This window comes from Ancylobacter defluvii (assembly GCF_018390605.1).
GTDB classification, from domain to species: domain Bacteria; phylum Pseudomonadota; class Alphaproteobacteria; order Rhizobiales; family Xanthobacteraceae; genus Ancylobacter; species Ancylobacter defluvii.
Window position 1 is genome coordinate 174,545 of record NZ_JAHBGD010000005.1, and the last position, 19,174, is coordinate 193,718.

17 protein-coding genes are annotated in these 19,174 nt (G+C 67.2%); 3 read left to right on the forward strand and 14 right to left on the reverse strand.

Annotated features, from left to right (window positions below; genetic code table 11):
• Nucleotides 1-120: 120 nt before the first annotated feature.
• The 7 genes from KHC24_RS03325 to KHC24_RS03355 form a co-directional block, all read right to left on the reverse strand.
• Nucleotides 121-1,116, reverse strand: a complete 996-nt coding sequence (locus KHC24_RS03325; RefSeq protein ID WP_213359317.1) for a Gfo/Idh/MocA family protein — start codon at nucleotides 1,114-1,116, stop codon at nucleotides 121-123.
• Nucleotides 1,113-1,994 (reverse strand): sugar phosphate isomerase/epimerase family protein, encoded by an 882-nt coding sequence (locus KHC24_RS03330; RefSeq protein WP_213359321.1) that lies wholly within the window; start codon nucleotides 1,992-1,994, stop codon nucleotides 1,113-1,115. The genes KHC24_RS03325 and KHC24_RS03330 overlap by 4 nt, the downstream gene beginning before the upstream one ends.
• A 56-nt stretch (nucleotides 1,995-2,050) precedes the next feature.
• Complete coding sequence (locus tag KHC24_RS03335; RefSeq protein ID WP_213359324.1) at nucleotides 2,051-2,884, reverse strand: carbohydrate ABC transporter permease; 834 nt, start codon at nucleotides 2,882-2,884, stop codon at nucleotides 2,051-2,053.
• Nucleotides 2,881-3,804, reverse strand: coding sequence for a carbohydrate ABC transporter permease (locus KHC24_RS03340; protein WP_213359325.1), 924 nt, complete (start codon nucleotides 3,802-3,804; stop codon nucleotides 2,881-2,883). Before KHC24_RS03340 ends, KHC24_RS03335 begins: the two co-directional genes overlap by 4 nt.
• A 99-nt stretch (nucleotides 3,805-3,903) precedes the next feature.
• Complete coding sequence (locus KHC24_RS03345; protein WP_213359326.1) at nucleotides 3,904-5,115, reverse strand: ABC transporter substrate-binding protein; 1,212 nt, start codon at nucleotides 5,113-5,115, stop codon at nucleotides 3,904-3,906.
• Between the two features lie 20 nt (nucleotides 5,116-5,135).
• The gene (locus KHC24_RS03350) at nucleotides 5,136-6,110 is read right to left on the reverse strand and encodes an alpha/beta hydrolase (RefSeq protein ID WP_213359327.1); all 975 of its coding nucleotides are present in this window, start codon (nucleotides 6,108-6,110) and stop codon (nucleotides 5,136-5,138) included.
• Nucleotides 6,107-6,793: a GntR family transcriptional regulator gene (locus tag KHC24_RS03355; protein ID WP_213359328.1), complete on the reverse strand. Its 687-nt coding sequence runs from the start codon at nucleotides 6,791-6,793 to the stop codon at nucleotides 6,107-6,109. Before KHC24_RS03355 ends, KHC24_RS03350 begins: the two co-directional genes overlap by 4 nt.
• Nucleotides 6,794-6,894: 101 nt before the next feature.
• On the opposite strand from KHC24_RS03355, the gene KHC24_RS03360 reads away from it, so the two are divergent.
• Nucleotides 6,895-7,971 carry an ABC transporter ATP-binding protein gene (locus KHC24_RS03360; RefSeq protein ID WP_213359329.1) on the forward strand — a complete coding sequence of 359 codons (1,077 nt, stop codon included), beginning with the start codon at nucleotides 6,895-6,897 and terminating at the stop codon, nucleotides 7,969-7,971.
• A gap of 132 nt (nucleotides 7,972-8,103) precedes the next feature.
• Here KHC24_RS03360 and rpmG read toward each other — a convergent pair whose 3' ends face one another.
• The 5 genes from rpmG to rnr form a co-directional block, all read right to left on the reverse strand.
• Nucleotides 8,104-8,271, reverse strand: a complete 168-nt coding sequence (rpmG, locus tag KHC24_RS03365; RefSeq protein ID WP_013166321.1) for a 50S ribosomal protein L33 — start codon at nucleotides 8,269-8,271, stop codon at nucleotides 8,104-8,106.
• 138 nt (nucleotides 8,272-8,409) lie between these two features.
• Nucleotides 8,410-9,567 (reverse strand): MFS transporter, encoded by a 1,158-nt coding sequence (locus KHC24_RS03370; RefSeq protein WP_213359330.1) that lies wholly within the window; start codon nucleotides 9,565-9,567, stop codon nucleotides 8,410-8,412.
• Between the two features lie 108 nt (nucleotides 9,568-9,675).
• Nucleotides 9,676-10,416, reverse strand: coding sequence for an NUDIX hydrolase (locus KHC24_RS03375; RefSeq protein ID WP_213359332.1), 741 nt, complete (start codon nucleotides 10,414-10,416; stop codon nucleotides 9,676-9,678).
• Nucleotides 10,413-10,847: a DUF983 domain-containing protein gene (locus KHC24_RS03380; RefSeq protein WP_213359335.1), complete on the reverse strand. Its 435-nt coding sequence runs from the start codon at nucleotides 10,845-10,847 to the stop codon at nucleotides 10,413-10,415. Before KHC24_RS03380 ends, KHC24_RS03375 begins: the two co-directional genes overlap by 4 nt.
• A 47-nt stretch (nucleotides 10,848-10,894) precedes the next feature.
• Entirely contained in the window at nucleotides 10,895-13,231 is a 2,337-nt protein-coding gene (gene rnr / locus KHC24_RS03385; protein WP_213359336.1) for a ribonuclease R, read from the reverse strand.
• 202 nt (nucleotides 13,232-13,433) lie between these two features.
• Here rnr and KHC24_RS03390 point away from each other — a divergent pair, with 202 nt between their 5' ends.
• Nucleotides 13,434-14,909: an MDR family MFS transporter gene (locus tag KHC24_RS03390; RefSeq protein ID WP_213359337.1), complete on the forward strand. Its 1,476-nt coding sequence runs from the start codon at nucleotides 13,434-13,436 to the stop codon at nucleotides 14,907-14,909.
• Nucleotides 14,910-14,928: 19 nt separating this feature from the next.
• On the opposite strand, the gene topA is transcribed toward KHC24_RS03390, so the two are convergent.
• The gene (gene topA, locus KHC24_RS03395; RefSeq protein WP_213359338.1) at nucleotides 14,929-17,631 is read right to left on the reverse strand and encodes a type I DNA topoisomerase; all 2,703 of its coding nucleotides are present in this window, start codon (nucleotides 17,629-17,631) and stop codon (nucleotides 14,929-14,931) included.
• 236 nt (nucleotides 17,632-17,867) lie between these two features.
• Between topA and KHC24_RS03400 the strand changes: the two genes are divergently transcribed.
• Nucleotides 17,868-18,068, forward strand: coding sequence for a hypothetical protein (locus KHC24_RS03400; RefSeq protein WP_213361398.1), 201 nt, complete (start codon nucleotides 17,868-17,870; stop codon nucleotides 18,066-18,068).
• Here KHC24_RS03400 and dprA read toward each other — a convergent pair.
• Nucleotides 18,061-19,173, reverse strand: coding sequence for a DNA-processing protein DprA (dprA, locus tag KHC24_RS03405; protein ID WP_213359339.1), 1,113 nt, complete (start codon nucleotides 19,171-19,173; stop codon nucleotides 18,061-18,063). The two genes, KHC24_RS03400 and dprA, sit on opposite strands and share 8 nt — an antisense overlap.
• Between the last annotated feature and the right edge of the window lies 1 nt (nucleotide 19,174).

Here is a 19,174-nt window from a genome sequence, read left to right on the forward strand (position 1 = left end):
GGGTCATACGGCGCGAGGAGCGCGCGGCGAGGTTGAAAGGGCCGGGCTGATCGCTCGTCGACGCGCCGATTTGTCGACACACGAGGCGGCGCACCATGCCGCCTCGTGCTTTTCCATCTTTCAAAGCGCGAGTTCGCGGCGCAGCGTTTCCAGCCGCTCCATGGCAACCACGCCGTCGGCGATGGTCGGAGCCGCGGTCTCGGCTCCGGCGAGCGCGGGTACGACATCGGCAAGCAGCGCGTGATAGCCCTTCGGGTCTTCATTCGCCGCGGCGGTGAAGTTGGGTTTCCAGGTGAGCGAATCCACGTCATCGGCGAGCGTCGCGTTGGGATCGGCCACCTTGAAGGGCGGGTTGCGATGCCAGCGGATCTCGATCACATCCTCGACCTCGATACGCTGGTGATCGCCCATCAGCTCGATCCGCTCCACCGGCGTGCCGCGAGACTGGATCGTGCCCATGGCGATGTTGCCGATCGCCCCGCATTCGAACTCGAAGCCGACATGGAACAGCACCCGGCCGGGGACCTTCTCGACCTTGCGGGCGGAGATCGTCTTCACCGGCGAGACCAGGAAGGAGACGAGGTCCATGTAGTGCACGCAGTGGTGCAGGAAGAAGCCGGTATAATCGACATTGCCGACGAAATAGCCGGGGGCCGTCATGTAATAGCCGGTCAGGCCCAGCACGTCGCCGAAGCGGCCGGAGCGCACGATATTGGCGGCCATCTTGTTGCCGACCGAATAGCGCTTCATGAAGCCCACCAGCAGCGGCTTCCTGGCCTTTTCCGAGGCGGCGAGCAGTTCGCGCGCGCCCGCAGCGGTGCCCGACGGCGGCTTCTCCATGAACACGCCGAGCCCGCGCTCCAATGCCTTCTTGCCGAAGGCGAGATGCTGGTCGGGACCGACCGCCATGCCCACCGCGTCGATGCCGGGCGTCGACAAGAGGGTATCGACGTCGTCGGTGAGGTTCGAGACGCCGAATTGCCGGCCGGCATCGGCGAGGCGGGCGCCATCGATGTCGCACAGCGCGACCAGCTTGACGTCGTGGCGCACGAGTTGCGGAAGCAGCATCTGGGTGGCGTGGATGCCGCAGCCGATCCAACCGATATTCAGGGTCATCGACGGTATTCCGTGAGAGTGATGTGGGACTTCATGAAGGCGACGCTGGCCGAGAGACGGTCGCTCTCGTCCTCGTGCGGCGCGCGCCACTGTGCGAAGGGCACGCCGAAGCGGTCGTCGCGGCGGCGGAAGGGCTCGAGCGAGATCGGGCCGGCATAGCCGATCTCGTGCAGCGCGCGGCAGACGGCGACCCAGTCGGTGGCGCCGGTGCCGGGGAAGCCGCGATGGTTCTCGTTGGCCTGGAAATGCACGACGCGGCCGGCGGCGAGGCGGATCGCCTCCGGGATCGAGCTCTCTTCCATGTGCATGTGGAAGGTGTCGAGCATCAGCTGGATCGCCGGATGGTCGACCGCGTCCAAGAGCTCGATGGCCTGCTGGGTGGTGCACAGCACGTCGCTCTCGAAGCGGTTCAGCGGCTCGACGGCGAGCAGGATGCCGTGCTTCGCCGCGTAGTCGCCAGCCTCGCGCAGGCCGTCGACACAGCGCTGCTTGCGGGCGAGGCGCTCCTCCTCCGGCACCGGCTGCGGCGGCCGGCCGGCGAACACCAGCGGATTGCCGGTGAGCGGGCCGCCGACGATCTTCGCGCCCAGCGCCACCGCCTGATCGACGGTGTATTTCAGGTAGTCGATGCCGGCCCGGTGCGCGTCCGCCTCGGCGGAGGAGAGGTTGCGCTGGAGATTGACGCGGGCGGCGAGAACCACGTCGAGACCGGCGTCATCGAGCGCCTTGCGGGCGGCCTTGGCATCGATCTCGCCGACTTCGGGCACCAGCAATTCGACGAAGTCGTAACCGTGCTCGCGCATGCGGGCGAAGAGAGGAAAATGCTCGGCCGTGAACGGCCGCGCATATTGCATGGAGATCAACCCGACCGGGTTCATGGACACGTCCTCAGTGAAGGCCCGCACCGCCTGATTGCGGCGGCGGGCGTGTAGGTTCAGCCCTTCACGGCGCCCTGGGTCATGCCACCGATGAGGTGGCGCTGGACGAACAGGAAGAGCAAGGTGGCGGGGAGGGCGCCGACGACCGCACCGGCGGCGAGCAGGCCCCATTCGATCTGGTATTCGCCGATCAGCGTCTGGATCGCCACGGTGACCGGGCGCACGTTCCGTCCGCCCAGCGTCAGCGCGTAGAGGTATTCGTTCCAGGCGGTGATGAAGATGTAGATGCCGGTCGAGATGATGCCCGGCACCATCAGCGGCAGCACGATGCGTCGCAGCGTGGTCAGCCGCGAGCAGCCATCGGTCATCGCCGCCTCGTCGAGGCTCTTGGGGATGGCGCCGACATAGCTGGTCAGCATCCACACCGCGAAGGGAATGGCGACGGTGGAGTTGGCGAGGATCAGCCCGACATGGGTGTCGAGCAGGCCGAAGCGGCGCATCAGCACGAAGAGCGGCAGGATCAGCAGCACCACCGGGAACATGTTGATGAGCAGGAATTGCAGCATCAGCAGCCGCCGGCCGGGGAAGCGGAAGCGCGAGAACGCGTAGGCCGCCGTCACCGCCACCACGAGGCCGAGCAGCATGGTGCCGACGGCGATGATGAGGCTGTGCAGCATGTTCATCAGGAACGAGGTCTGCTCGATCAGCCGCCAGTAATTGTCGAGGCTCCAGCCGGCCGGCGACAGCGAGACGCCGCTGGAGGTGATCAGCGCCGAGGGGGTCAGCGAGGTCAGGATCATCCAGGCGAAGGGCGCCATGGCGAACAGCACGATCAGCGCCACCGGCAGGTCGGTGGTGAGGATGCGGCGCAGCGTCGAGGGTTTGGTCATTTCTCCACCTCGCGCATGGTGCGGGCCAGATAGACGGCGACGAAGCTGCCGAGCAGGATGGTGAAGGTCACGGCGATGGCGGTGCCGTAGCCGAAATCGAGGTTCTGCCGCGCCTTGATGAAGGCGTAGAGCGGCAGCGTATGGGTGGAATAGCCGGGGCCGCCGCCGGTCATCACGAAGATGACGTCCATCGAGTTCGCCACCCAGATCACCCTGAGCAGGCCGGCGGTGGCGAGCACCGGCATGATGCCGGGCAGGGTGATGTGCAGGAACTGCCGCCAGGGCGAGGCGCCGTCGAGAGAGGCGGCTTCATATTGGCTCTTCGGGATGCCCTGAAGGCCGGCGAGGATCATCACCGCGAAGAAGGGGAAGCCCTGCCAGGTCAGCGTGGCGATCACGGCGTAGAGAGCCAGATGCGGATCCGCCAGCCACGGCACGGCGCCCTGCACCACCGAGAGGTAGATGAGGAGGTCGTTGAGCACGCCGGTGTTGGGATCGTAGATCCAGCGCCACATCAGCGCGATCACCACGCTCGGCAGCGCCCAGGGGATGATGATCAGCGCGCGGGCGAGGCCGCGCCAGGGGAATTCACGGTTGAGCAGGATGGCGGTGATAAGGCCGAGCCCCATCTGCAGCGGCACGGTGAGGCCGATCCAGATGACGGTGTTCCACAGCGCCGTCCAGAAGACCGGATCCTGAAACAGCCTGATGTAGTTGCCGAAGCCGACGAAACGGCTGGCATTCGGCCGGAACAGGATGAGGTCGTAGAAGCTGGTGGCCACCGCCTGCAGCATGGGCAGGAAGACGATGACGGCGGTCACCACGACGGCCGGCGCCAGCAGCCAGTAGGGAGTGAGGTGCGCCCGCCGCCAGAAGGAGCCCGATCTTTCGGCGGCGCGCGTGGTGGTGACGATCGACATGCTGAATCCCGTGGCTGTCGCGCGTGGGGAGAGGTTCCGGCCGAAGACCGGAGCCCGATGGCGTCGCGGGCATCGGCGCAGGGCCGATGCCCGGCTGGGTCACTGCGCGACGAGTGCGTTCAGTTCTTCCATCATCTGCTGCGAGGTGATCTGGCCGGTCAGTGCCCGCTGCATGGCAGTCTGCCAGGCGGTGTTCACGAACTCCGAAGTGGCGGCGTTCTGCGGCAGCACATGGGCGAAGGGCAGCGAGTCGACGGTGGCGTCGACAAAGCGGCGCTCATGCAGCTTCCAGTCCTTGGCGCCGCTCTTGGTGACGGTCATCTGACCGGTGGCGCTGTTGAAGGCGACGTTGTTCTGCCCTTCCGCGAGGAAGGAGATCCACTTCCACGCCGCGTCCTTGGACGGCGAGGTGGAGAACACCGCCAGTGATTCATCGCCATAGGAGGTCCAGTGACCGTCACCACATTTCGGCACCGGCACCGCCGACACCTTGTCGCCGAGCGCGGCCACGAGATCCTTGGACGAGCCGATGTGGTGGATGGTCATCGCGGTCTTGCCGGCCTTGAAGGCGCCGATGATCTCCTGGAAGCCGTCATTGGGCGCCGAGGGCGGAATCACCTTGTCCTTGCGGAACAGGTCGATCACCCACTGATTGGCGGCGACCGCCTGCGGGTTGGTCAGCCCGCCGGGCTTCAGAGCGCCGCCCTGCGAGAACACGAAGGCGCCCCACTGGTCCCAGCCGCCCTTGCCGCCGCGCAGGCCGAACCCGTAGGTTTCCGGCGCCTTGGTGAGCTTGATCGCCGCGTCGCGGAATTCCTCGCAGGTGGTCGGCGGCTTGAGGCCGGCGGCGGCGAGCAGGTCGGTGCGGTAGTAGAGATAGAGCACGACGTACTGGATCGGCAGGTAGTACTGCTTGCCGTCCGGCCCCTTGTTCAGTTCGAGCAGGTTGTCGAGCAGGTCGGCCTTGCCGGGCCAGGCGTCGATACGCGCGCCGAGCGGCTCGAGCGCGCCCATCTCGACGAGGCGCGGCTGGGCGAACAGCTTGACCATCGCCGCGTCGGGGGCGTTGCCGCCGATGAGTGCGGTATAGAGATTATCGTAGTAGCTGTTCCAGGGGACGTTCTCGGCGTCGATCTTGATCCCCGGATTGGCCTTTTCGAATTTCGCCACCAGTTCCGACATCGGGTTGGCCGGATTGTCGAAATGGTACCAGAAGCGAACCGTCTCAGCCTGGGCCGAGCCGATCGCCATCGACGCGGCGAATGTCGCGGCGACGGCGAGGCCGGCCGCAAATGTCTTGAAAAATCCCATGACGCACTTCCTCCATTGGTTCAGGTTTTTGCTTTGTTTTTGATTGTTCGTGCGACCTCGCCCGCCACTTCCAGCGCATCGCGCGCGGCGGCGAGTTCGTTCGTGTTCTGCAGGAATCCGTGGGTGACGCCGGGCACCACATCGAAACGGTCGGTACGTCCCAGCGCCTTCAGCCGGGCGTCCAGCGACACCGTGTCGGAGAACAGCGGGTCGACGCCCGCCGCCATCAGATAGAGCGGCGGCAGCGCGGCCAGAGCGGCGTCCGAGGCGGCGAGCGGGCTGGCGAGGGGATCGCCTGCCAGATCGCGCCCGGCGACGTACCACGCCCAGTAGCGGCCCATGCGCGCGGTGGTGAGGCCCGGCCCGTTCTCGAAGCGGCGATAGGACGGCCCGGTGAGATCGACGGTGTAGTTGCCGTAGAACAGCAGGGCGCCGTCCGGCAGCTCCCGGTCGGCAGCCTGCTCATGCAGCATGGCGGCAAGGGCGAGATTGGCGCCGGCGGAATCGCCGGAAACCAGTATCGGGCCGTGCAGGCCGTCGACGGCGCCGGCGAGCACCGCCCGCATGGTCGCGATGGTATCGAGCAGGCCGGCGGGGTAGGGGTGTTCCGGCGCCAGGCGATAATCCGGCAGCGCGACGCTCATCCGCGTCGCGTTCGCCAGCACGCGGGCGCAGCGCTCATGCGTCTCCGGCGAGCAGAAGGCGAAGCCGCCGCCATGGACGAACAGGATGGTGCCGCGCTCCGCCTCATGCGGCGTAAGGATGTGCAGGCGGATATCGGCTGATCCTAGCGCCGCATCGGCCGGAACGGTGACTTCCCGGTCGTCGGCCATCTCCGGCAGATTGACGTTCCAGCGCCGGTTGTTCTGCGCGGCGAGTGCGCGTCCCTCGGCCGCCGGCAGCAGGGTTGCGTCCGGCTGCGGGCCGGTCTCGGCGGCGACCTTGTCGAGCAAAGCGCGCATGTCGGCGGAGAGGATGCCGGGATCGATGCTCATTGATGCGGTCCCGGAAAGAGCTCGGGACCGAAGTCGACGATGGTCGCGATATGGCGGCGCATGGCGGTGGTGGCGCTGGCGATATCGCCGCTGGCGATGGCGTCGATCAGGCTGCGGTGACGTTGTGCCGTCGCCTGCAAATCGCGCACGCCGCGGCTGCGGGAAATCTTGAAGCGATGGTTATGCACCAGGCAGCGGTGCAGGATCGGATCGAGCGCCGGCAGCCGGGCGTCCTGCAGGATGCGCCGGTGGAAATCGCGGTCGATCGAGGCGAGCAGAAGCTCATCATCGGCGTCGGCCGCCTGAAGCATCTGCGCCATCATGGCGTTGAGATCGTCGATCAGCGACGGGCTCGGCGAGCGCATGACGCGCGGCAGGCCAGCGGATTCGATGTGGTCGCGCAGCCGGAACATCTCGACCGCCTCATCCTCGGTGCAGTCGGAAACCTGCGTGCCGCGATGGCCCTGGCGACGCACCAGGCCCTCTTCCTGCAATTGCAGCAGCGCCTCACGCACGGTTCCCTGGCTGCACTGGAAGTGTGCGGCAAGGTCGAGCTCGGTCAAACCGGTGCCGGCCGGCAACGTGCCGAGCATGATGTCGCGCTTCAGCGCATTGAACGCAGCGCTTGCCTTGGGGGGCCTGCCGCCGCCTCTGCTCGGGGATTTGGTGGAAAAATACACCATCGAACGTGCCGGTTCCGTGTTGCCTCATGGGCATATTATCATTATCGATAATGATAACGATAATTCAGTCAAGCCAAAACGGCAAGTCGAGGAGGAAAAGGATGTCAGCGATAGCCCTGAAGGGTGTGCGCAAATCCTATGGCGATGTGCAGGTCATCCGCAGCATCGACATCGAGATCGAAAGCGGTGAGTTCCTGGTGCTGGTGGGGCCATCGGGCTGCGGCAAGTCGACCTTGCTGCGCATGATTGCAGGCCTCGAGGAGATCAGCGCCGGCGATCTCATCATTGCCGGCATCCGCGTGAACGAGCTGCCGCCGGCGCAACGGGACATCGCCATGGTGTTCCAGGACTATGCGCTCTATCCGCATATGAGCGTCGAGGACAACATGTCCTTCGGCCTCAAGATGCGCGGGGCCAACGAGAACGACGTGGGGCGGCGGGTCGGGCTGGCGGCCGATATCCTCAAGATCCGGGACTATCTGAAGCGGCGGCCTTCCCAGCTGTCCGGCGGACAGCGTCAGCGCGTCGCCATGGGCCGCGCCATCGTGCGGGAGCCGGCCGCCTTCCTGTTCGACGAGCCGCTGTCGAATCTCGATGCCGCCCTGCGGGTGGAAATGCGGCTTGAAATCGCCAAGCTGCACAACCGCATGAAGGCGACCACCGTCTATGTCACCCACGATCAGGTGGAGGCGATGACGCTCGCCGACCGCATCGTGGTGATGAATGCCGGCAATGTGGAGCAGATCGGCGCGCCGCTCGAGCTCTACCACCGGCCGGCGACGCTGTTCGTGGCCCGCTTCATCGGCAGCCCGACCATGAACACATTGCCGGGGTCGGCGATGGTGTCGGCGAGCGGTGCGGCGCTGACGCTCGCCCAGGGCACGATCACGCTCCAGCAGGAGGCGTCGATTCGCGACGGACAGCCGATCATTCTCGGCGTGCGGCCGGAGGATCTCGCACTATGCGAGGAGGGCGAGGCCTGGTTCGTTGGCGAGATTGCCGTCGCCGAGCGGCTGGGCAGCCAGACCTACGCCTATGTCGATATCGGCCACACCCGCATGCTGACCATCGAATGCCCGCGCGAGGCGGAGATCCATGTCGGCGACAAGGTGCATGTGCGCGGCAATCCGGCCAAGCTGCACATCTTCGACGAGGCGTCCGGCCAGCGGGTGAACTGAAGCGCCGGTGCGGCTCGCTGCTATGGCGGGCCGCACTTGGTATCGGGCGCGAAGAACTGTGCGCAACCGATTGGATATAAAAGAAAAGGGCGCCGCAAGGCGCCCTTTGTCATTTCCGCCGGAACGGCAAGATCACTTGATCTTGCCTTCGCGGAACTCGACGTGCTTCTTCGCGACCGGGTCGTACTTCTTCACGACCAGCTTGTCGGTCATCGTGCGGGAGTTCTTCTTCGTCACGTAGAAGAAGCCGGTGTCGGCGCTCGACACGAGCTTGATCTTGATGGTCGTCGCCTTGGCCATGACCGGTCTCCTGGAAAGTGGCTCGCGCCCCCGCTTGCAGGGATCGCGTCGAATTCATCGGGTTCGCGCGGCAGCGATGCCGCTCGTTGGGCGTCCGTATCCGTGATCGGCGCCCAATTGTCAAGGAAGGCGTGAGGTTCAACGGTCGCGGATCAGCTGAACCGCTACCACCAGCACATAGACCAGCAGGAATGCGGCCAGCATGACCGCGAATCCATGCGGTCCCATCAGCCCCATCCCCGTGCCGACGGAAATCGGGCCGACGATGAGGCCGATGGAGTAGAGCATGACGAAGGCGGCATTGGCGGTTGCCAGCGCCGCGCCGTCGAATCGCGCGCCCAGCAGCGTGAGGCCGACGGTGTAGAGGCCGGCGACGATGCCGGTCATCACGAACACCGTCGCCATCATGGCGAGGCCGTCGATGGCGAGGAAGGGAATCAGCACCGCGCCGGCAAGGCCGACCAGGCCGCAGGCCAGCAGCAGCTTGCGCCGGTCCATGCGGTCGCTGATGAGGCCGAGCGGGATCTGCAGGCCGACATTGCCGAGTTCAGCGATGGTGAGCAGCAGCGCCGCCTCATTCTCTCCCAGCCCGCGCCGCAGCCCGTAGAGCGGCAGGAAGTTGACGAGGCCCGTCTCGACCGCGCCGAAGACGAAGGCCGCCAGCGTCGCGGCGGGCGCGATACGCAGCAGGCTCAGCACGCCGCGCGAGCTTTCCTTCTCGATCACCGGCGCCTGCGAGGCACCGATCATCACCGGGATCGAGGCAAGGAAGAAGAAGGCGGCGCCGATGACATAGGGCGCCCAGCCGCTGGTGCCGACCAGCGAGAGAATGGCCGGGCCACCGGCAAAGCCCAGCGACAGGGTCGTCGCATAGACGCCGATGACGAGGCCGCGGCGGTTGGCGGGAGCGGCGGCGTTGATCCAGAACTCGCTGACCACGAACAAGACGCACAGCGAGGCGCCGAACAGGAAGCGCAGCGGGAACCACAAGATAAAGGCGTCGGTGACCTTGAAGGCAAGCAGGCTGGCCGCCCCGAGCGCCACCGCGCCCATCATCATCGGCCCGGCACCGTGGCGGCGCACCAGATCGGGTAGGAACGGCGCGCACAGGATGGTGGCGATGCCGCCGACGGCGGTGTTCAGCCCGATCCAGGTGCTGGAGATGCCGCGTGCGTCGAGTTCGAAGGCGAGCAGCGGGATGGAGAGGGCAAGACCCAGGCCCACCACCGAAATGGCGGCGATCGCCGCCGCAAGGGAGGCGATGTTGAGGCGGGCAACGGGCAGGTGGGCATGCATGGGAGGCAACGGCTCTGCGAAAAGGCGGGCCGTCGGCTTTAGAACATGTCCGGTGAAAACTGAATGACTTTTGTGATCACATTGCTGCCCTGCGCGACAACGGGCAGCTCACTCAAGCGTCTCGCGCATCATGCGGCCATGGCGGGTCGCATAGAACGGCACCGGCAGCCAGGGCTTGTTGCCGCCCGCCAGACGCGCCTCGATCTCTTCGAGGATGGCGTGGGTGATGGTCGGCACCTCTGCCTGCTTGGCGTCGGCGAAATTTAGCCAGGCGAGTTCCACCAGCTCCGAATCGGGTCCGGTCACATCGGGGATGCGGTGGGCGATATCGCTCGCATCGGCCATGAAGAAGCGGGTGTCGAAGCGGCGCGACAGCCGCGGCGGGGTGATGGCGCGGGCGACGAAGGTGAGCGCTTCCAGATTGGGAAAGGCACCGGCCTGTGCGAAGGCCTCCCAACCGGCCGGCATCGTCTCCGGCGTCCCGGCCTCGTGCGAGCCGATGAGCAGGCCGGTCTCCTCGCAGGTCTCGCGGATGGCGGCCAGCGCGAGAGCCCGGGCCCGGCCGAGGCTCGGGCGCACCACGCGCGCCTGCAGCCGGCGCTCGGACAGGGCGTCGAGCATGCCGTAGACTGGCACGTTGCGGTCCTGTGGGTCGACGCGCCCGCCTGGAAACACCAGCTTGCCGGGCATGAACTTCTGCGCCGGATTGCGGCGGCCGAGCAGCACGCGCGGCTTGCGGCCGGAGCGGTCGATCAGGATCAGCGTCGCGGCGTCAACCGGGCGGCGATAGGCATGGGCGGCGTCGGGCCGGTTGGCCGCGAAGCGATCGGAAACGTCGATGGCGGTCATGTGGAGCGAGCAAGTCCTTGGGGGCGGCGGCTGGGGGGCACCGGGTCGTGCTCCTCGCTGGTGGGGTCGAAGCCGTGCATGCGCAGGGCCCATTGGTAGCCGACCAGCGCCCCCTTCACCGGCGGCAGCAGAAGCAGGCTGAGGATCAGGGTGAGCGGCAGCCATACCGCCATATGCACCCATTCCGCCGGGTGCCAGGCGATCTCCACCGCCAGCACCGCGGGCACGATGATGTGGCCGACAATGGTGATGACCATGTAGGGAGGGGCGTCATCGGCACGGTGGTGCCATAGCTCCTCGCCGCAGGCGGCGCAGCGTTCGTTCACCTTCAGATAGGAGCTGAACAGCGGGCCTTCGCCGCATTTCGGGCAGCGCAGGCGGAAGCCGTTCTTCATCGCCGGGCCGACCGGCCGTGCGGGCTGAAAGCTCATGCGATCCCTGCTCCTTGCCGCGATTTCCGGCTAACGGTGCTTCCCGGCTACCGGCGCTTGCCGACCTTTGGTGGCCCACGCCGCACGCTGCCTGTCTCGCGGCGTATGCCGCGCGGCCCCTTGCGAGACGGGCCGCCCCTGCCGGCCTTCACATAGTCGCCCTTGCTGAGAAGCTCAAATCGCAGCGCGCCCGCGACGGGAGCCGCCTCCACCAGCTTCACCTCCACCCGGTCGCCGAGCCGGTGCATCTCGCCGGTGCGCTCGCCGATCAGCGCGTGGCGGCTTTCGTCATACCAGTAGTAATCCTGCCCAAGCGTCGCCGCCGGGATGAAGCCGTCGGCGCCGGTGTCGTCGAGCGCGACGAACAGCCCCGATTTGGTGACGCCGGCGATCCGGCCCTTGAAGGTGGCACCGATCTGCTCGGCCATGTGGTGGGCGATCAGCCGGTCGATGGTCTCGCGCTCGGCGGTCATCGCGCGGCGCTCGCTGGCCGAGATGCGGGCGGCGATCTCGGCCAGCTGCTCGGGCGTCGTGCTTTCCGGCAGGCCGTCCGACCCGAGGTCGAGCGCGCGGATCAGCGCGCGGTGAACGATCAGGTCGGCATAGCGGCGGATCGGCGAGGTGAAATGCGCGTAGCGGCGCAGATGCAGGCCGAAATGGCCATAATTCTCATTGGCATATTCCGCCTGCGCCTGGCTGCGAAGGATCACCTGATTGACCAGTGGGGCCAATTCGGTGCCATCGACGCGGGCGAGGATGTCGTTGAAATGCGCCGGACGCACCGTTTCGGTCTTGGGCAGGGCGATGTCGAGCGTCTTCAGGAACTCGCGCAGCGCCGACACCTTCTCCAGCGAGGGCTGGTCATGCACCCGGTAGACGAGGGGGATGCGCTTGTCCTCCAGCGTCTCGGCGGCGGCGACATTGGCGAGGATCATGAATTCCTCGATCAGCCGATGTGCGTCGAGCCGTTCGGGCACCACCACCTTGTCGACCGTGCCGTCGGGCTTCAGCAGGATCTTGCGCTCCGGTAGGTCGAGCTCCAGCGGGCTGCGGGTGTCGCGTGCCTTCTTCACCAGCGCATAGGCGGCGTAGAGCGGCTTCAGGATCGGCTCGACGATCAGGTCGGTCACGTCGTCGGTCCGGCCTTCGATCGCCGCCTGCGCCTGCGCGTAGGCGAGCTTGGCGGCCGAGCGCATCATCACCCGATGGAAGCTGTGGGTCTTCTTGCGGCCATTGGCGCCGATGACCAGCCGCACCGCGATGGCGGGGCGGTCTTCCAGCGGGCGCAACGAACACAGGTCGTTGGAGATGCGCTCCGGCAGCATCGGCACCACGCGGTCGGGGAAATACACCGAATTGCCGCGCGCCAGCGCTTCCTTGTCGAGCCCGCTGCCGGGATGGACGTAGTGGGCGACGTCGGCGATGGCGACGGTAACGATGTAGCCGCCGGTATTGGCCGGGTCCTCGTCCGGCGCGGCATGGACGGCGTCGTCATGGTCCTTGGCGTCGGGCGGGTCGATGGTGACCAGCGGCAACTCGCGCCAGTCCTCGCGTCCCCGCAGCGTCGCCGGCCGTGCCTTCTCCGCCTCGGCCAGCGCCTCGCGGCGGAAGACGTTGGGGATGCCGTGGGCGTGGATGGCGATGAGGCTGATCGCCTTCTCGGTGGCGAGCGAGCCGAGCCTGTCCTTCACCTTGGCCGTGGGTAGGCCATAGGCATGGTGGCGGGTGATCTCCACCGCCACGAGATCGCCGTCCTCGGCTTCGCCCTCGGCGCCGGGCGGCACGGCCAGCTCGCGGCCCATGTTGCGCTTATCGACCGGAATGATGCGGCCCCCGGCATCCGGCCGGCTCTTGTCGGCGCGGTAGATGCCGAGCACTTGTGACCGCGCCTTCTCGATCAGCTTAAGCACCCGGCCGGTGTGGCGGATGCGGCCGTCGGCCTCGGGAATCTCATCGGTCTTGAGCAGGACCCGATCGCCGATGGTGGGGGCCGGGCCGGCGAGGCGGCCGCGCCGTGCGAGCTTGACCAGAATGCGCGGGGCCTCGCCGTGCTCCTCGGTATCCCAGTCGATGGGTTCGGCGATGAGTTCGCCATCCTCGTCGCGCTCGACCACCTCCGCCATCACCACCGCGGGGAGGGCGCCGGCCACATGCAGCTTGTTGCGCTTGCGGCCGACGAGCCCCTCGTCGGAAAGCTCGCGCAGCATGGCCTTCAGCGCGATGCGATCGCTGCCGTCCAGCCCGAAGGCGCGGGAAATCTCCCGCTTGCCGACCTCGCCGCCATGGGAGGCGATGAAGGCGGTGAGGTCTTCCTTGTTCGGCAGGCCCCGGGGCAGGCGGGGGGCGGCCGGCTTGCGGATCTTAGGCTTGATGGGCTTGCGCACGATTCTCGCGTTCCTCGAACGGTCGTGCTGACGCTAAACGTTACGCCCGGCTACGTCGACCTTTCCGCGCGATGCCTAATTTATCACCCGACTACGTTTTTCGGTTCGTGATAGCGACGGGAGCAGGCGGACCCTTGCCAAGCGCTGGCGGCGGAGCCAATTTGCGCCGCCATCACCCGGGGGGCCGGGAAGGAAACAACCAATGGATGCCCGCTCGACCGCTCCGGAGTCGGGACAGCTCTCACACGCCGAAATCAGGACCATCCTGATCGGCGTCATGCTGGCGATGTTCCTCAGCGCGCTGGAACAGACCATCGTCGCCTCGGCCCTGCCGACCATCGGCCTTGCCTTCGGCGACATGGAAAACGTGCCCTGGATCGTCACCTCCTATCTGCTGACCGGCACGGCGGTGACGCCGTTGGTCGGCAAGCTGGCGGATATTCACGGGCCGCGGCCGATACTGCTCGGCAGCATCAGCCTCTTCATCGGTGGTTCGGTGCTGTGCGCGCTGGCGCCGAGCATGATCTGGCTGGTGCTCGGACGCGCCGTGCAGGGGTTCGGCGGCGGCGGACTGATCGCGCTCGCCCAGACCATTATCGGCCTGATCGTGGCGCCGAAGGAGCGCGGACGCTACCAGGCCTTCTTCGCCGTGGTGTTCATTACCTCCAGCGTCGCCGGCCCGGTGCTCGGCGGGTTCTTCGCCGAGCACCTGCACTGGTCGCTGATCTTCTGGATCAACGTGCCGCTCGGTCTTGCCGCCGCCTATATGAGCGATAGCGTCCTGCACCGCCTGCCGGCGCATCATCATCCGCACCAGCTCGACATCATCGGCACGCTGCTGCTCTGCGCGGCGGCGATGGCGCTGATGCTGGCGCTGAGCTGGGGCGGCCAGGTCTATGCCTGGAATTCCGCGATGGTTCTGGGCCTGCTTGCCGGCTCGCTGCTGCTGTGGTGCCTGCTCGGCCTGCGGCTCGCCACGGCGCGCGAGCCGCTGATCCCATTGTCGATCCTGTTCAATCGCGTCGTCGGACCGGGGGTGCTGGCGGCGGCGATGGCGATCGGCTCGATGATCGGGCTCTCGGTCGAACTGCCGTTCTATTTCGAGGGCGTGCTCGGTTTCACCGCGAGCCAGTCCGGGGGCGCGCTCATCCCGTTGCTGGCCGGCGTGGTGGTGGGCGCGACCGGCACCGGCCGGATGATGGGGCTGATGCACCACTATAAGCGCGTGCCGTTGGCGGGCGTGTCCAGTGCCGTGGTCGCGCTGGCGCTCCTGGCGCTGTTCCCCCGCGACATGAGCTTCGCGGGGCTTGCCGTGCTGATGGCTGTCACCGGGGCCGGCCTCGGCACCGTGCTGCCGGTGGTGACGGTGAGCGTGCAGAATGCGGTGCCGCTGCCGCAGATCGGCACCGCGACCGGCGTACAGAATTTCTTCCGTTCCTTGGGGGGCGTGGTGCTGGCCGCGGCCTTCGGCGCCATCGTGCTCGGCGCTTCCGGGATGACGGGCCACCAGCTGCTCGAAGGCTTCCGACTGGGGACCGTCGATGCCGGGGCGCTGACGCAGTCGTTCCGCTTCGTCTTCGCCGCGGCGGCATTGGCGCTCGCCATCGGTCTCGTCGGCCTGATCTTCATGGAGGAGCGGCCGCTGCGCAGCCATAGCGGACCGGCGCCGATCGATTGATCGGCGCCTTCTCGCTTGCTCAGTCGGCCTTGGCCGCAGCCTTGCGTCGGGCGGGGGCCTTGGCCGAGGCTGCGGCGCTCTTGGCCTTGGCAGGGGCCTTGCGCGCGGTGGCCTTTGCGGTGGTCTTCTTGGCCGGCGCCTCCCCCGAGGCAGCCGGCTTCGCCGCCGCCTTGGTGGCGCTGCGCCGGGCCGGCTTGGCGGGCATCGAGCCGGCCTTGGCGGTGAGCAGCTCCACGGCCTGCTCCATGGTGACGCTGTCAGGATCGAGGCTTTTGGGCAGCGTCGCGTTGACCTTGCCGTGGTTCACGTAGGGCCCGAAGCGGCCCGGACGCACCGTCACCGGCCCGCTGAGGGTCGGGTGCTCGCCAAGCTCGCGGCCGCCGGCCGCCGCGCCGCCGCGGCGGGGCCCCTTGTTCTGCTTGTCGGCGATCAGCGCGACCGCCCGGTTGAGGCCGATGGCGAGAATGTCGTCGCCGGCATCGAGATTGGCGTAGGTGCGGCCATGCTGGACATAGGGGCCGAACTTGCCGATACCGGCGAGAATCGCCGTGCCGTCATCGGGATGACGGCCGATCTCGCGCGGCAGCGACAACAGGGCGAGCGCGGTCTCGAGGTCGACATCGGCCGGCGCGAGGCCCTTTGGCAGGCTGGAGCGCTTCGGCTTCTCGCCATCCTTGCCCTCACCGAGCTGCAGATAAACCCCGAAGCGCCCGTCGCGCAGCGTGACCTCCAGCCCGGTGACCGGATCGGTGCCGAGCACGCGCGTGCCATTGGTTTCCGCCTCGCCGTTCTCGCCGTTCTGGGCGGCGAGCGGGCGGGTATATTTGCACTCGGGATAGTTCGAGCAGCCGATGAAGGCGCCGAACTTGCCGACCTTCAGCGACAGGTGCCCGGTGCCGCAGGTCGGGCAGAGGCGCGGGTCGCTGCCATCGTCCTTCGGCGGGAAGATGTGGGCGGTGAGCAGTTCGTCGAGACGCTCGATCACCTCGGAGACGCGCAGGTCCTTGGTCTCGCCGACGGCGGCCGAGAAATCGCGCCAGAAGTCGCGCAGGACCTGCTTCCAGTCGAGATCGCCGGCGGAAATCTGGTCGAGCTTTTCCTCGAGGTCGGCGGTGAAGTCATATTCGACATAGCGGTCGAAGAAGCTCTCGAGGAAGGCGGTGACGAGCCGTCCCTTGTCCTCCGGCACCAGCCGGCGCTTGTCGAGCTTCACATATTCGCGGTCGCGCAGCACCGCGAGCACAGAGGCATAGGTCGAGGGCCGGCCGATGCCGAGCTCTTCCATGCGCTTGACCAGCGAGGCTTCCGAATAGCGCGGGGGCGGCTCGGTGAAGTGCTGGTCGGTAGCGATGCCCTTATTGGCAAGCTTCTCCTGCGCCGACATGGCGGGCAGGCGACGGTTCTCGTCATCCTCCTCCTCGTCGTCGCGGCCCTCGCGATAGAGGGTGAGGAAGCCGTCGAACTTCACCACCGAGCCGGTGGCGCGCAGCTCGATGTGGCGGCCGGCGGCGTTGGCGTCGATATCGACGGTGGTGCGCTCCAGCTCGGCGGATTCCATCTGGCTGGCGATGGTGCGCAGCCAGATCAGCTCATAGAGCTTCGCCTGGTCGCCTTCGAGATAGCGGGCGACATCCTTCGGCCGGCGGTCGAGCTCGGTCGGGCGTACGGCCTCGTGCGCTTCCTGGGCGTTCTTCGCCTTGGCGGTGTATTTGCGCGGCGCGGACGGCACGTAGCGGTCGCCATAGTCGCGGCCGATCACCGAGCGGGCGGCGGAGACCGCTTCCGGCGCCATGTCGACGCCGTCGGTACGCATATAGGTGATCAGGCCGACGGTCTCGCCACCGATATCGACGCCCTCATAGAGCCGCTGGGCGATGCGCATGGTGATGGCCGGGGCCAGGCCCAATTTGCGGCTCGCCTCCTGCTGCAACGTCGAGGTTGTAAAGGGCGGGTAGGGGTGCCGGCGGGCGGGCTTCGCCTCGACCGAGCGCACCACGAAATCGGCCGTGTCCAGCGCCGTGCGGAAGGCGGCGGCCTCGTCGGCGGTGCCGACGTCGAGCCGGCCGATCTTCTTGCCGTCGGCACCGACGAGACGGGCTTCGAACACGTCGTTGCGCGGCGTCGCCAGCTTGGCGGCGATCGACCAGTATTCGCGCTTCACGAAGCTTTCGATCTCGCGCTCGCGGTCGCAGACGAGGCGCAGGGCGACCGATTGAACCCGGCCCGCCGAGCGGGCGCCCGGCAGCTTGCGCCAGAGCACCGGCGACAGGGTGAAGCCGACGAGATAATCAAGGGCGCGGCGGGCGAGATAGGCGTCGACCAGCGCGGCATCGATCATGCGCGGGTGGCGCATCGCGTCGAGCACCGCCTGCTTGGTGATGGCGTTGAAGACGACGCGTGAGATCGGCTGGTCCTTGAGCGCCCGCTTTTCCTTGAGAATTTCAAGGACATGCCACGAGATCGCCTCGCCTTCGCGATCCGGATCGGTGGCGAGGATGAGCCCGTCCGCTGCCTTCACCGCGCGGGCGATGTCGGAAAGGCGCTTCTGCGCTTTGGGGTCAATATCCCACAGCATACGGAAATCATGTTCAGGATCGACCGAGCCATCCTTGGCGGGCAGATCGCGGACATGACCATAGGAGGCGATCACCTCATATCCCGGTCCGAGATATTTGTTGATCGTCTTCGCCTTGGCAGGGGATTCGACGATGACGACCTGCATGCGCCCGTAACGTCCTTCGGTTCGGTGTCCAGCCCAGAAAACGGCCGGGAAAATGGGGGAGGCGGCCCAAGCTGTCAAATGGGCGGTGCGGGAGGTCGGTAAGTCCGGCGCAGATGCCATTGCGGAAGGCTTCCGCATATGCACGCATAGATGGTATTATCTATCGAATGTAATCAAGGATAGAAATACCTCCGGCTTCGATGCTAGGTTGCCCTCTCACAGCGCATGAGAAGACCGTGACGGATAACGATTTCGACCAAATGCAGGGGCCGAACGAGACGGCCGCCTATATCGAAGCGCTTGCCGCCGAGCTGGCGCGGATCGCCGCGGCGGAGCGGCTGCACATGCTGCATTATCTCCTCGAGATGGCCCGCGAGGAGGCGGCCACCATAGCTCGTCGCACCACTTCGGCGGCTGGCGACCCGTCGCTCAGATAAGCGAGACCATATTGCCGGCATGGCGTTCCAGCCGCCCGGCGAGTTCGAGTTCCAAAAGCACGACCTGCACCTCGCCGGCCGGTCGGCCGGACAGTACCACGAGATCGTCGATGCCGACCGGGGAGGGGCCCAGCAAACCCAGGATGCGCGAGCGGGCATCATCCGCCGGCTCGGCGTAGCTCAGTCCCTCGCCGTCCTCCTGCGAGCCGGCTGGCGGCGCCATCCACCCGATCAGCGGGCGCAACACCTCGGTGATGTCGGCGATATCTGTCACCAGGGCCGCCCCCTGCTTGATCAGCGCATTGGCGCCGCCGGCCCGTGGATCGAGCGGCGATCCGGGCACGGCGAAGACCTCGCGCCCCTGCTCGCCGGCGAGGCGGGCGGTAATGAGCGAGCCGGAGCGCTCCGCTGCCTCCACCACCACGACGCCGAGCGACAGGCCGGATACCAGCCGGTTGCGGCGAGGAAAGTCGCGGGCGCGCGCCTCCCAGCCCATCGGCATTTCCGACAACACGACGCCCCGTTCGGCGATGCGTGCCTGCAACGCCTCGTTCTCGCGCGGATAGGGGCGGTCATGACCGCCGGCGACAACAGCGACGGTGCCGGTGGCGAGGCTCGCCTCATGCGCCGTGGTGTCGATGCCGCGGGCAAGGCCGGAGGCGATCACCCAGCCGGCTTCGCCGAGCCCGCGGGCCAGCCGGGCGGTCATCGTCCGCCCGGCGCCGGAGGCGTCGCGCGAGCCGACAATGGCGACCATCGGCTCCATCAGCAATTCGGCGCGGCCGCGGATGGCGATCAGCGGCGGCGCGTCGTCGATGGCGCGCAGCGGCGGCGGATAGTCCGGCTCGCCAATAGCGATGAAGCGTCCATTCAGCCGGGCGAGGGAGGTGATCTCGTCCTCCGCCTCGGCCGGCGAGGGGATGCGCGGCGGGATCAGGCTGCCGCCGCGCCGCGCCAGTGTCGGCAGCGCCTCCAGCGCCGCGCGGGCGCCGCCGAAACGGTTGACCAGGTTGCGGAAGGCGCGCGGGCCGACATTCTCGGTGCGGATCAGCCGGAGCCAGTCGCGGCGCTGCTCATCGTCGAGGCGCACGCCCTGGCGAGCCATG

What these genes read in the sequence shown, in the direction of transcription:
- KHC24_RS03325 (WP_213359317.1), bottom strand. Translation starts at nt 1,116, where the DNA reads ATGACCCTGAATATCGGTTGGATCGGCTGCGGCATCCACGCCACCCAG.
- KHC24_RS03330 (WP_213359321.1), bottom strand. Translation starts at nt 1,994, where the DNA reads ATGAACCCGGTCGGGTTGATCTCCATGCAATATGCGCGGCCGTTCACG.
- KHC24_RS03335 (WP_213359324.1), bottom strand. Translation starts at nt 2,884, where the DNA reads ATGACCAAACCCTCGACGCTGCGCCGCATCCTCACCACCGACCTGCCG.
- KHC24_RS03340 (WP_213359325.1), bottom strand. Translation starts at nt 3,804, where the DNA reads ATGTCGATCGTCACCACCACGCGCGCCGCCGAAAGATCGGGCTCCTTC.
- KHC24_RS03345 (WP_213359326.1), bottom strand. Translation starts at nt 5,115, where the DNA reads ATGGGATTTTTCAAGACATTTGCGGCCGGCCTCGCCGTCGCCGCGACA.
- KHC24_RS03350 (WP_213359327.1), bottom strand. Translation starts at nt 6,110, where the DNA reads ATGAGCATCGATCCCGGCATCCTCTCCGCCGACATGCGCGCTTTGCTC.
- KHC24_RS03355 (WP_213359328.1), bottom strand. Translation starts at nt 6,793, where the DNA reads ATGGTGTATTTTTCCACCAAATCCCCGAGCAGAGGCGGCGGCAGGCCC.
- KHC24_RS03360 (WP_213359329.1), top strand. Translation starts at nt 6,895, where the DNA reads ATGTCAGCGATAGCCCTGAAGGGTGTGCGCAAATCCTATGGCGATGTG.
- rpmG (WP_013166321.1), bottom strand. Translation starts at nt 8,271, where the DNA reads ATGGCCAAGGCGACGACCATCAAGATCAAGCTCGTGTCGAGCGCCGAC.
- KHC24_RS03370 (WP_213359330.1), bottom strand. Translation starts at nt 9,567, where the DNA reads ATGCATGCCCACCTGCCCGTTGCCCGCCTCAACATCGCCTCCCTTGCG.
- KHC24_RS03375 (WP_213359332.1), bottom strand. Translation starts at nt 10,416, where the DNA reads ATGACCGCCATCGACGTTTCCGATCGCTTCGCGGCCAACCGGCCCGAC.
- KHC24_RS03380 (WP_213359335.1), bottom strand. Translation starts at nt 10,847, where the DNA reads ATGAGCTTTCAGCCCGCACGGCCGGTCGGCCCGGCGATGAAGAACGGC.
- KHC24_RS03390 (WP_213359337.1), top strand. Translation starts at nt 13,434, where the DNA reads ATGGATGCCCGCTCGACCGCTCCGGAGTCGGGACAGCTCTCACACGCC.
- topA (WP_213359338.1), bottom strand. Translation starts at nt 17,631, where the DNA reads ATGCAGGTCGTCATCGTCGAATCCCCTGCCAAGGCGAAGACGATCAAC.
- dprA (WP_213359339.1), bottom strand. Translation starts at nt 19,173, where the DNA reads ATGGCTCGCCAGGGCGTGCGCCTCGACGATGAGCAGCGCCGCGACTGG.